This window comes from Nostoc sp., from assembly GCF_036917815.1.
In the GTDB taxonomy this organism is placed as follows: domain Bacteria; phylum Cyanobacteriota; class Cyanobacteriia; order Cyanobacteriales; family Nostocaceae; genus Nostoc.
This window is the reverse complement of sequence record NZ_JBALEK010000015.1, coordinates 149468-161712: the sequence shown is the minus strand read 5'-3', so window position 1 is coordinate 161712 and position 12245 is coordinate 149468. Positions and strand designations below refer to the sequence as shown.

The 12245-nt window shown below is 44.8% G+C and carries 9 protein-coding genes; 2 read left to right on the top strand and 7 right to left on the bottom strand.

Annotation, left to right across the window (positions count from 1 at the left end):
- The first annotated feature begins 7 nt into the window (after positions 1–7).
- Positions 8–1300 (top strand): dicarboxylate/amino acid:cation symporter, encoded by a 1293-nt coding sequence (locus tag V7K97_RS05155; protein ID WP_334799615.1) that lies wholly within the window; start codon positions 8–10, stop codon positions 1298–1300.
- 631 nt (positions 1301–1931) lie between these two features.
- Here the strand turns inward: V7K97_RS05155 and V7K97_RS05150 are convergent.
- The 4 genes from V7K97_RS05150 to psaA all read right to left on the bottom strand — a co-directional run bounded on the left by V7K97_RS05150 (position 1932) and on the right by psaA (position 8336).
- A complete protein-coding gene (locus V7K97_RS05150; RefSeq protein WP_334799613.1) occupies positions 1932–3026 on the bottom strand; it encodes a TIGR03032 family protein in 1095 nt (364 codons plus the stop codon).
- Positions 3027–3253: 227 nt separating this feature from the next.
- The gene (locus tag V7K97_RS05145) at positions 3254–3586 is read right to left on the bottom strand and encodes a hypothetical protein (RefSeq protein ID WP_334799611.1); all 333 of its coding nucleotides are present in this window, start codon (positions 3584–3586) and stop codon (positions 3254–3256) included.
- 131 nt (positions 3587–3717) lie between these two features.
- Positions 3718–5943: a photosystem I core protein PsaB gene (gene psaB / locus V7K97_RS05140; protein WP_334799610.1), complete on the bottom strand. Its 2226-nt coding sequence runs from the start codon at positions 5941–5943 to the stop codon at positions 3718–3720.
- Between the two features lie 134 nt (positions 5944–6077).
- Positions 6078–8336, bottom strand: coding sequence for a photosystem I core protein PsaA (psaA, locus tag V7K97_RS05135; RefSeq protein WP_334799609.1), 2259 nt, complete (start codon positions 8334–8336; stop codon positions 6078–6080).
- A 536-nt stretch (positions 8337–8872) separates the two neighbouring features.
- On the opposite strand from psaA, the gene V7K97_RS05130 reads away from it, so the two are divergent.
- Positions 8873–10540: a hypothetical protein gene (locus tag V7K97_RS05130; RefSeq protein ID WP_334799696.1), complete on the top strand. Its 1668-nt coding sequence runs from the start codon at positions 8873–8875 to the stop codon at positions 10538–10540.
- Here the strand turns inward: V7K97_RS05130 and glsA are convergent.
- The 3 genes from glsA to V7K97_RS05115 form a co-directional block, all read right to left on the bottom strand.
- Positions 10505–11419 (bottom strand): glutaminase A, encoded by a 915-nt coding sequence (glsA, locus tag V7K97_RS05125; protein ID WP_334799608.1) that lies wholly within the window; start codon positions 11417–11419, stop codon positions 10505–10507. The two genes, V7K97_RS05130 and glsA, sit on opposite strands and share 36 nt — an antisense overlap.
- Positions 11420–11605: 186 nt before the next feature.
- Positions 11606–11788: a hypothetical protein gene (locus tag V7K97_RS05120; RefSeq protein WP_334799606.1), complete on the bottom strand. Its 183-nt coding sequence runs from the start codon at positions 11786–11788 to the stop codon at positions 11606–11608.
- Positions 11785–11985 (bottom strand): hypothetical protein, encoded by a 201-nt coding sequence (locus V7K97_RS05115; protein WP_334799605.1) that lies wholly within the window; start codon positions 11983–11985, stop codon positions 11785–11787. The genes V7K97_RS05120 and V7K97_RS05115 overlap by 4 nt, the downstream gene beginning before the upstream one ends.
- Positions 11986–12245: the final 260 nt, after the last annotated feature.

Below are 12245 nucleotides of genomic sequence, written 5' to 3'. Positions count from 1 at the left end.
CTAACTAATGAGTCAAACAGAGAGTACCACTTCATCTGCAACCAAAGCTAGCCCTTGGTGGCAGCGTATCCCTCTCACGTTACAAATTTTGATCGCCTTAGTCGCCGCAATCAGCGTCGGAATTGCTCTTGGTGCGGGGAATCCCAATCCCAGCAACGCAGTCTTAATCAACAATTTAGCAATTCCGGCTGAATTGGTGCTAAAGGCTCTCCGCGCCTTGGCTACACCCCTGATTTTTGCAGCAGTGTTGCATACCTTGATGACTACTAACATCCCTGGTACAGCCGGACGGCGGCTAGCAGTGCTACTTTTAACTAACACTACCGTGGCTATCTTAATAGGACTTTTGGTAGCCAATGTGCTACGTCCAGGGACTTGGGGCAATGTAACCACCCCAACAAGTACGGCAATACCTACTCAGAGTATTGATCCTTGGGGAATAATCAAAGATGCTGTACCGGAAGCTGTTCTTAAGCCACTGGTTGATAATAATGTCATCCAATTGATTGTTATTGCCCTAAGTTTTGGCATTGTCCTACGGGGATTAAAATCTGAACAAATCGCCCAAGGTAAGAACGGATACCAGCCAATTGAGGATGTCATCGGGATTTTATTTGAAGCGGTAGCCCGCATCCTCAACTGGGTAATTGCCTTAGTGCCGTTCGCAGTCTTTGGAATTGTATCTAAAACCATTGCTATGCAAGGCTTTGCACCCTTTAAATCTTTGGGTGCATTCATCGTGGCGGTACTGTTAGCATTGGTATTGCAAGCGTGCTACTACCTCACCAGAGTAAAATTCGGTTCTTGGGTACACCCGTTAAAATTCTTAGCTGGCGGTTCTGATGCCTTTTTGACGGCTTTCTCAACTTCTTCTTCTGCGGCGGCAATGCCTGTAACCTTTGAGGTTTTGCAAACAAAAGTCGGTTTAAGGGAATCTTCTGCTGCTTTGGGGGCATTAGTCGGGGCAAATTTCAATAATGATGGCACTGCCCTCTACGAAGCAATGTCTGCGTTGTATATTTCTCAACTGATTGGGCAACATCTGAGTCTGCCACAGCAGTTAATTGTTATTCTTACCTCGATTTTTGCATCTGTCGGTGCGGCAAATATTCCTAATGCTGGACTGGTAACAATGACACTGGTGTTCACTTCTGTCGGCTTACCTACCCAGTACATTGCTTTGCTAGTTACTGTAGACTGGTTTCTGGATCGCTGCCGCACCGCAATTAATGTCATGGGAGATATGACTGTCAGTACTTTACTTGATGGCAAAAAGCAACGTTCTCTAGACGAGGCTTAGTTTGCCAGTTTTTAGTTGAGTGCAGCAGCTTTTCAGATATCTAATGCTGTTGGGGTCCCTTGGCGTCACATTCTTTAGTCCAGCAGCGTTCTAGAAGTTGAAGATGCCAGATTAATGAAAAGCGTTGGGGATTCAATACCAATTTAGTATCACGACTAAATAAGGGCTGGTTCAGATACTGCCAAAGGGGAAATTTAATTTTGCTGTGTTTTGGAGTCATAAAAACAATAAAATAATATAAAAGTTTTGTCTAGCAACTGCCTGATAGTGTTTTTCTAGTTAAAGGCTACACTGCGTTTTTGCAGTTGTCCTGGTGGCAATTGCGGATTTTCAGCAAGTGAATGTATGTTGTTTCCGCTTTAATACTGAAATTGCAGACACCACTTTTCTGATTCTACATTCTGTGAAAAGTCATGGTATTTCACGAAATTCCTGTAACAGATACGATTGTAAGGGCGTGCATCTGTTGTAAAGATTTTTGTCAGCGATCGCATTGCCATCCAAAATCTTAACTCGCTAGTACAAGAAGGCAAAAGTAAAAAGGCAAAAGTAAAAAGAAAGAATGCTTATTTTGTAGGCTTTCTGGCTATTTAAAATGCTTGCTTTATTTACGCCGTGTCGTACTAGCCTATTATGGATTTTGAGTTTCTTCTGATCCCACCGTTACCACCCGCCTAATTTCGTCGCTGCGAAACCCGATGGCCATTGGACGACGTACTCCCAAAAGTGCTACCACGTCGTACAATTCCAGCACTACCCCTTCTATTCGCAGGGAATGGACAATATCACCGCTTCTTAAGTCAATCACTAGTAACCCACAGCGAGGTTCAACGTTTTTCTGCTGTAATTTGTCATCCAAAGCCAACCCGCTAAAGGTCTTGTTATGTCTGGGTTGGGAAATTCCCACCACTGCAAAGTTGCCAAAAAATACACAACCGCGCAGATATCCCGGACAGAAGGCGACTGGTTCAAACACTCCCTGCTTTAAGTCGGCAAAACCAAACTCTCCCGTACCTGAGTTGAGGAGCCAGAGTTTTTCCTGATGCCACCGGGGGGAATGGGGCATAGACAGCCCCCGCAAGACGATTTCATTGCTTTCTACGTCAATAACACAGCCCCCATTTGCCCGATGCTCCCGCCAGCCTTCGTTTACGTCCGATTGGCTGACAGCCGTAACGTATTTGGGTTTTCCTGACTGCATTGCCAACCCATTCAGGTGACATCTATCTTCCGCCGCCAGCTTGCTGATAAAGGTTGGTTGCCACAGGGGAACGAAACTATGGGTTTCGCTGACTGTTGCCAAACAACTAAATAAAGTATTGACAAATACTAATTTTTGTGAATTTAAATTTTTATCTTCTACTTTACTCAAAGCGATATCGTGAATATCCAAATCTCCTGTGACATAACTCATCTGGGGCAAATAGAGAGCATCGTAGCCTTGGTGGTTTTCTCCAGGTTGGATAATGTTTTCAAATCGCCACATCTGATACAGGGAACTCATGTAGAGGCTGTTGTCATTGGCATACAACCCCATACACCGCTCAAAGCTACGTTCAAATATAGATAATTTGCCGTTTGGTTGCAAGCCGATGAAGAATAATTTCCCCACCTGATAGGTAGTGAAGGATAGACTGAGGTTTTGCTCATAAAGCCAAGCGGTAAACTGGCGAGAAGCGTTGATTTCTAGAGATGGTTTGTCAATGTTGCTGTCACTGGAATTCACTTGGCTGAGACTCCTTGATAATTCTGGTGTTTAGGCGATGAAAATTTCGCCGCAGGGCAGAAACAACCTTTGAGTCTATGCTGCTACTGTTGGATGTAAACCCCTGTGAGAAATCTATATGTATCAGGATTTGTGTGAAATGGTATGAGGTTCAACATTTCGATGAATTTAAAATTAATTTTTAATAGCGATCGCTCTTCATCAGAGAGAGAAGTGAATCAACAAGTTTAGTGTTCATTTTCTATTTCGGTTTGTTTTACATACATTTTTTCTATCAATTCCTTTTCGTTTTTTCCTTTTGGTATCTGTATGAGACACAATGAGATACTGTGTTCTTGTTCATCTTCTTGATCAAGTAATTCAAATTGGGTGAATTCATCCTCCATTAAGAAGTAACGTGCTTCTTCTTCATTAGAAAATGTGTATTTAGAACCATCACAATCTAATATTTCAGAGGATAAATCATCGTAAGTTCTTAACCTTGCCCAATTTAAGTTAGGAAAACTACAGGACATCAGCCACCAATTATCTTTGATAATAGATTTTTGTTGGAATTGCATTTTATTTCCATTTATTTTTATAGTATCTTAAACTTCTATTACTGTAATTTTAAACTCAACTAATTCCACAAAAAATCCCCCACCTTGCGGCAGGGGATTTAAATTACTTATCTACAAAACTAGGAGCCGAATTAACCGAACTTACCAGCAGTAGAAGCAATCAAGAAAGCGGCGTAAGTTACGATGTAGCCAACAGTGAAGTGAGCTAGACCAACTACACGAGCTTGAACAATTGACAGAGCCACGGGCTTGTCTTTCCAGCGAACTAGGTTAGCTAGAGGAGTGCGTTCGTGTGCCCAAACAAGGGTTTCAATCAACTCTTGCCAATAACCTCTCCAGGAGATTAAGAACATGAAGCCAGTAGCCCAAACTAGGTGTCCAAACAGGAACATCCAAGCCCAGACAGACAGGTTATTCACGCCATAAGGGTTGTAACCGTTAATCAACTGAGCAGAGTTAGCCCAGAGGTAATCGCGGAACCAGCCCATGAGATATGTAGAGTTCTCATTGAACTGAGCTACGTTGCCTTGCCAAATACCGAGATGCTTCCAATGCCAGTAGAACGTAACCCAACCCAGGGTGTTCAGCATCCAGAATGTAGCGAGGTAGAAGGAATCCCATGCTGAGATGTCGCAAGTACCGCCACGACCGGGGCCGTCGCAAGGGAAGGCATAACCGAAGTCCTTTTTATCGGGCATCAGCTTGGAACCACGGGCATCCAAAGCACCTTTGACTAAGATCAAGGTGGTGGTGTGCAGACCCAAAGCGATCGCATGGTGTACCAAGAAGTCGCCAGGGCCAATTGTCAAGAACAGGGAGTTAGTACCAGCATTGATGGCATCTAACCAGCCTGGAAGCCAAACGTTAGCGTAGTTAGGCCATGCTGTGTAAGCAATACTATCGGAGTTAGATAGCAATGTATCTAAACCGTACAGTACCTTACCGTTTGCAGCTTGGACGAATTGAGCAAATACTGGCTCAATCAAGATTTGCTTTTCAGGTGTGCCGAAAGCAACTACTACGTCGTTGTGTACGTACAAACCAAGGGTGTGGAAGCCCAAGAAAAGGGATACCCAGCTAAGGTGGGAAATAATCGCTTCTTTGTGCTTCAGCACGCGGTCAAGTACGTTGCCTTTATTTTGCTCTGGATCGTAATCACGTACCCAGAAGATTGCACCGTGGGCAAAAGCACCAAGCATCAGGAATCCAGCAATATACTGGTGATGGGTGTACAACGCTGCCTGAGTTGTGTAGTCCTTCGCAATAAATGCGTAGGAAGGCATGGAGTACATGTGCTGTGCTACCAAGGAGGTGATTACACCTAGCGCTGCTAAGTGCCAACCCAATTGGAAGTGCAGGGAGTTGTTGTAGGTGTCGTAGATACCTTGGTGAGGTAGGTTAAACGGACCTTCAACAGGAATGCCGAAGAAACTCTTGGCATTTAATGCTTCTTTGAGACTGTGACCAATCCCAAAGTTTGTCCGGTACATGTGACCGGCAACGATGAATAGAACTGCGATCGCTAAATGGTGATGAGCAATGTCAGTCAACCACAGAGCTTCTGTCTGAGGATGGAAACCACCCAAGAAACTCAGAATTGCAGTTCCTGCACCTTGCGATGTCCCAAATATGTGTCCAGGAGTGTCAGGGTTTTGAGAGTAAACACCCCAGTTGCCTGTAAAGAATGGTGTCAAACCGGCTGGGTGGGGTGGGGTATTCAAGAAGTTATCCCAACCTACGTGCTGACCGCGAGCTTCGGGGACAGCAACGTGAATTAAGTGACCAGCCCAAGCCAATGAACTAACACCAAACAAACCTGCCAAGTGGTGGTTTAGGCGGTGTTCAGCACTCTTAAACCATGCCAAGCTAGGACGGTACTTGGGTTGCAAGTGCAGCCAACCAGCAAACAGTAATACAGCAGCGAATAACAGCAAGAACACTGAACCGTTGTACAGTTCGCCGTTATTCCGCATACCGATGGTATACCACCAATGGTAGAGACCAGAGTAGGTAATGTTTACCGGATTACTAGCGCCAGCTTGGGTAAAAGCTTCGATTGCTGGTTTACCAAAGTGGGGGTCCCAAATCGCGTGGGCGATGGGACGGATGTGAAGGGGATCTTTAATCCACTGTTCAAAGTTACCTTGCCAGGCCACGTGAAACAGGAGGCTGGATGCCCACAGGAAGATGATTGCCAAGTGACCGAAGTGAGTTGCGAAAATCTTTTGGTAAAGATTTTCTTCCGTCATGCCATCATGGGTTTCAAAATCGTTGCCTGTAGCGATCGCATACCATATCCGACGAGTCGTCGGGTCCTGTGCGAGATCCTGGCTAAATTTCGGAAATTTTGTCGCCATAGGTTTAATAAATCCTCTGACCTTTAGCCATCAAATACCAGCGTCTAGAGTCCTGAGTTTTGAGTCCTGAGTACCAAGTTTTGAGTATTTTCCCAGCACTCAGCACTCAGCACTCAGCACTCCACAACTGATTGCTACCCTACTGAAAGGATGTGTGCATGGAAGAATGCCCAAGTTGTGGCAATTCCTCCCAAGAGGTAATGAGCTACCCCTACAGCCCGACCCTGAATAATACTCAGAGCGCGAGGCTGAATTGCTGGTGCTACCTTCAGTTTGTTATGCGCCCAAACAATGGACTCAATCAGTTCTTGCCAGTAGCCGCGACCACTGAACAGGAACATCAAGCTGAATGCCCAGACAAAGTGAGCGCCTAAGAAGAGTAGACCATAGGCAGATAGCGCACTGCCGTATGAATTGATGACTTGTGTAGCTTGCGCCCACAAGAAGTCCCGTAACCAACCGTTGATGGTAATAGCACTTTGGGCAAAGTTACCACCAGTGATATGAGTTACAGTCCCATCTGCATCTACGGTTCCCCAAACATCTGATTGCATCTTCCAACTAAAGTGGAAAATTACAATCGATATGGAGTTGTACATCCAGAAAAGTCCGAGGAATACGTGATCCCAACCGGAGACTTGACAGGTACCGCCACGACCTGGACCGTCGCAAGGGAAGCGGAAGCCCAAGTTTGCCTTGTCTGGAATCAGACGAGAGCTACGGGCGTATAGTACACCTTTGAGCAGAATTAGGACGGTGACGTGAATGGTGAAAGCGTGAATGTGGTGAATTAGGAAGTCCGCTGTGCCCAAAACAATGGGTGCAGCCGCCACTTTACCGCCAACAGCCAAGACACCGCCGCCAAAGACATAGCTAACTGGTTCTAGGGCATTAGGTGCAGTTGTACCAGGAGCCAAGGCGTGGATATTTTGTATCCACTGGGCAAATACTGGCTGCAATTGAATCCCTGTATCAGAGAACAAGTCTTGAGGACGACCCAATGCGCGCATTGTGTCGTTGTGGATGTAAAGTCCAAAGCTATGGAAGCCGAGGAAAATACATACCCAGTTCAGGTGAGAAATAATCGCGTCACGGTGACGAATTACTCGATCCAGGACGTTGTTTTGATTCACAACTGGATCGTAATCACGCACCATGAAGATCGCAGCGTGAGCCGCTCCACCAACAATCAAGAAGCCACCGATCCACATGTGGTGTGTGAATATGCACAACTGCGTAGCGTAATCAGTTGCCAAGTATGGATAAGGGGGCATCGCGTACATGTGATGCGCGATGATGATGGTCAGCGAACCCAAGAAGGCCAGGTTAGTAGCCAACTGAGCGTGCCAAGATGTGGTCAGGTTTTCGTAGAGACCTTTGTGACCTTCACCGGTGAAAGGACCTTTGTGGTTTTCTAGGATCTCTTTAATGCTGTGACCAATACCCCAGTTAGTGCGGTACTGATGACCAGCAACGATAAAGAGAACTGCGATCGCTAAATGGTGATGAGCGATGTCACTCATCCACAAACCGCCTGTGACTGGGTTCAGACCGCCCTTGAAGGTAAGGAAGTCAGCATACTGACCCCAATTCAAGGTGAAGAAAGGTGCTAAACCAGCAGCAAAGCTGGGATACAGCTCGGTCAACAAGTCTTTGTTCAAGATGAACTCGTGGGGCAAGGGTATGTCTTTGAGAGCAACGCCTGCATCCAAAAGCTTGTTGGTCGGTGCGGAAACGTGGATTAAGTGACCTGCCCATCCTAAGGAACCACAACCTAGCAGTACTTGCAAGTGGTGATTCAGCATGGACTCCACATTCTGGAACCATTCCAGTTTGGGAGCGCGTTTGTGGTAATGGAACCAGCCGGCAAATAGGAATAAGCCTGCTAATACCAAGCCACCGATCGCAGTTGCATAAAGCTGGAAGGAGTGTGTAATACCCCAGCCACGCCAGACTTGGAACAAACCAGAGGTGATTTGAATACCGTGGAAACCACCGCCAACATCACCGTTTAAAATGTCTTGCCCGACAATGGGCCAAACGACTTGAGCGCTAGGTTTAACGTTCAAGGGGTCGCTTAACCAAGCTTCGTAGTTGGAAAACTTCGCGCCGTGGAAAATCATCCCGCTCAACCAGATTGTCACTACAGCCAGGTGGCCGAAGTGGGCTGAGAATATCTTGCGGGAGATGTCTTCTAAATCGCTTGTATGTGTATCAAAATCATGGGCGAGTGCGTGCAGGTTCCAAATCCATGTGGTGGTTTTGGGACCTCTGGCTAAGGATCTGTCAAAGTGACCAGGTTTGGCCCATGCCTCGAATGAGGTTGGAACTGGGTCGTTATCGACGATTACTCTTGCCTTTTTTTCCTCTCGCTCCGGAGGACTTATTGTCATTTGACCTCCTCTCTTGATAAGGAATGAGGAATCATGAATACCACAAAGTGAACCATTACCGCATACTCAGAATTTTACTGAAGCCGCGATGAAGACCCGATGTGGAGAGTTGTTTCTCGTTGAATTATAGAGTCTTCACCTGCACTTTGTTAGAGATATTTTAACAATAATTCAAACTTGCTCGAATATTGCTGAAATTCCTGCCTTTGCTGGCTTTTAACGTCAAAGTTTTTGTCCAAAAGTCAATAGATTATCTATTTTATTTACAAAGGATAACAATTCGTAAAATTTATGGTTTGACTTTATGTAGCCGATGTTCCAGCTTTTACTGCTATTACCCATAAATATTTGTGTCATATTCCAATTTTTATAAGTAAAAAGCTGTATTGAATATGACTTATTTTAAAACTTCCTGAGATCCACAAGAAAACTTATGGGGTGTGAGGTAGATTTCACCTTTTGGGCTATAGTTCCAGATGGACAGTTTGAGCCAAAATAATCTGTCAATTGTCGAAGACTATCACTGGGTGCAACCTATGAACTCGTGGCAGAAAAGGGTATTAGAGAAGTTCCTCCCTGAGAGGTTATCGATTCTCAAGTGGGTAATGACATTGTTACTGGTATTAAGCTTGACCAGTTGTGGCGAGAAAGTCGCTAGCCAGGAAGTATCTACTGGTTATAGAGAAAACTCTCCACAGATTTCTCAAATTTCAAAGCAATTTTCCGAAGTTTCTCCACCATCTGCGATCCAAGAACTGAGTCCAATTTTGGAAGTTTATCAGCCACAAGTGACAATTGTGACTCCACAACCTGATCAAGTTTTCCAAGATAACAAAGTTACAGCCAGTTTTCAGGTTAAGGATTTACCAATATTTAAAGACCCACAATTACAACTGGGGCCTCATCTACACGTAATTCTAGATAACCAACCTCATATATCTGTTTACGACCTGAATCAGCCCTTGGTTTTGCCAGACTTATCCCCAGGTACTCATACCCTACGCGTCTTCGCCTCCCGTCCTTGGGATGAAAGCTTCAAAAATGAAGGCGCTTATGCCCAGGCAACATTTCACGTTTTTACAAAAACCGACGACAACAACCCAGATCCCAAATTACCCCTGCTAACTTACAGCAATCCTCAAGGTAACTACGGAACAGAACCAATCTTACTGGACTTTTACCTAACTAACGCGCCCCTGCACCTCGTTGGCAAGGAAAACGCTAACGACGAATTCAGTGATTGGCGTATTCGCGTCACAATTAATGGTGAAAGCTTTATTTTCGATCGCTGGCAGGCAGTTTACCTTAAGGGCTTCCATCCAGGAAAAAATTGGGTAAAACTGGAATTTCTCGATAACCAGGGAAATCCTCTGAAAAATGCCTTTAATACCACAGTTAGATTGATTGACTACCAGCCAAAGGGTAAAGATAGTCTGTCAAAAATTAGTAGAGGAGAACTCACAGCAGCTGAGGTACGCGGTATTGTTGACCCCAGTTATAGACCTGCACCTAAACCCACACCTACACTTTCTGTTGAAAAAACACCCCAAATACAACCGAAGGTAGAAAAACAGCCCGTTCCTGAAACTGAAGTTCCAAAAGAATCTAAAACACAGCCAGAACAACCAAAATTAGAAGTTCCAACGGCTGCACCATCTCCTAGCTTTTCCCCGACACCAGCAGAAATTATTGAGTCTCCAGAACCACAGCCAACGGCAACGCCAACCCCTGAATCTACGCCATTACCTGAAAAAGTTGCGCCTAAACCAACAAAACCTAGATTGGGCGGATTTTTCAACCGTGGGGCTGGTAAAGTCACTACCCCACAAGCACCAGTTACACCATCTCCTAGTTTGCCACCCACGCCGCCAGAGATTATTGAGTCTCCAGCACCAGAAATAATTACTCCGACACCAGAACAACAGGCAGAGGTAACACCAACTCCTGAATCAACGCCGTTACCTGAAAAAGTTGCGCCTAAACCAACAAAATCTAGATTTGGTGGATATTTCAACCGTGGGACTGGTAAAGTCCCTACTCCACAAGTAACAGTTGCGCCATCTCCCAGTTTGCCACCCACGCTGCCAGAGATTATTGAGTCTCCGACACCAGAACCACAGGCAGAGGTAACACCAACTCCTGAATCAACGCCGTTACCTACAACAGAATCAACCAAAGGCACTCAACTGCAACTCTTGCGCTAAAGTTTCAACAAATGCGATCGCACCGACAGGATTTCCGATATTATCCAAGGCGGGACTGTAACAAGCGATCGCTCCCTCACCTGGTACTATTGCTACAAGTCCACCACCAATCCCTGATTTCATCGGTAAACCAACTCTGACTGCAAACTCGGCAGAAGCTTCGTACAATCCACAAGTTAACATCACAGCATTGACAATTCGACGTTTCTGTGCTAATAAACAGCTATTTTCACAAGCTAGGAGTTTTCCTAACAGGGCTAAATCTTCAACTCGCCCAGATAGACAGCATATTTGCTCATAAGTGTCAAGTGCTGTTTCCAGATTTTCTAGATGTCCGGCTTGGGCGAGATAATTAGCGATCGCTTCATTAGCTGTTGAAGGTGTTAATCGCACTGAAGCCAGCATTACCTCATCTAAATATAGTTGGCAACCGGCTAATTGGTTGAGCCATTGACAAAATGAAAGAGTGCGATCGCTAGGGTTTTTTCCTGGTAATTTATCGGCGAGGGTAATTGCCCCACTATTAATCATCGGGTTGCGGGGGTGTCCGCGATCGCTAACTAATTGTTCTAAAGAATTGAAGGGTGCATCCGATGGTTCCACCCCAACCCACCGAAAAACTGTTTCTGCTCCCAGATGTTCTAGCAGATAAAGTAGGGAAAATATCTTAATCACGCTCATTAGCGGGAAAACACAAGCTGTATCCCCAAAACTGATGGTTTTACCTGATTTACAGCAGATGTGAACTGCAAACCAACTAGGATCAGCTTTAGCTAATTGCGGAATGCGATCGATAACTTTGCCGTGTTCAGCTTTAGTTTTCGCTTGTTGTACCCAAGCTGATAAATTTTCAGTAGTTAGTTTGTCTAGTCTTTTCAAAAGTAATACACGCTCAAATTGATTCTATAGGATTACTATTTGATTTTTGAACAACACGTAGGGTGTGTTATCGCCGAGAGTACGGCACCATTTTCAAGGCTTTGGTGCGTTAGACTCAAGTCATAACGCACCCTACAAATACTTAATTTTTTTTCAGAAATCAAACCGGATTCCTATAGTTTATACTTATTGGCGTTTTAACTCTTGTATCAATACTTGGCAGCGCTTGCTAGCTTCTCTTGCCTGTTGCCTAAACTGTTTGGCTTGCTCTTGGTTAGTTAAAAACACTTCAGATGCTTTTTGCCTGAGTTCAACAGCTTGTTTACTGAGTTCCTTAATACGAGTCTTTAATTCTTCAATTGTTTTCATCTTTGCTCCTGTTCTGAAATCACAATTTCTAAATTTTCTGCTTCTTCATAAAGTCTATCTGCTCTACTAGCCAGCAAGCTAGCATCATCAAAATCATTGTTTGCTATTGCTCTGTCATGAGCTTCATACAAATCATCAATGATTTCTTGTAATTGTGCGTAAGCTTGTAATAATACATTTCGTGTTTCTGACTTCATATTTACTGGTTAAACATTTAGCTCTCCTGGAATTAAACTTCGGTTTGGTTTTGTCTAAGTCTCTAGTAGCGACACACACGCGATGTGCAAGTTATTCTTGAAACCCCGCTTCCATTCCTCTGTGCGCTTCGGCGAGAGGCTTTAAGTCTTGCTCCCCTTCCCTTGTGTGACTTTTCACGTTATGTGGAAAAGTCCACCAAAAACCTAACCCCCTAACCCCCTTCCCTAGGAGGGAAGGGGGAAAATTCAAAGTCTCTCTC

Bases quoted from the DNA above. Each gene is read 5' to 3' on its own strand.
- V7K97_RS05120 (WP_334799606.1), bottom strand. From the start codon at position 11,788: ATGAAAACAATTGAAGAATTAAAGACTCGTATTAAGGAACTCAGTAAA.
- V7K97_RS05115 (WP_334799605.1), bottom strand. From the start codon at position 11,985: ATGAAGTCAGAAACACGAAATGTATTATTACAAGCTTACGCACAATTA.
- V7K97_RS05130 (WP_334799696.1), top strand. From the start codon at position 8,873: ATGAACTCGTGGCAGAAAAGGGTATTAGAGAAGTTCCTCCCTGAGAGG.
- psaB (WP_334799610.1), bottom strand. From the start codon at position 5,943: ATGGCGACAAAATTTCCGAAATTTAGCCAGGATCTCGCACAGGACCCG.
- V7K97_RS05145 (WP_334799611.1), bottom strand. From the start codon at position 3,586: ATGCAATTCCAACAAAAATCTATTATCAAAGATAATTGGTGGCTGATG.
- V7K97_RS05155 (WP_334799615.1), top strand. From the start codon at position 8: ATGAGTCAAACAGAGAGTACCACTTCATCTGCAACCAAAGCTAGCCCT.
- psaA (WP_334799609.1), bottom strand. From the start codon at position 8,336: ATGACAATAAGTCCTCCGGAGCGAGAGGAAAAAAAGGCAAGAGTAATC.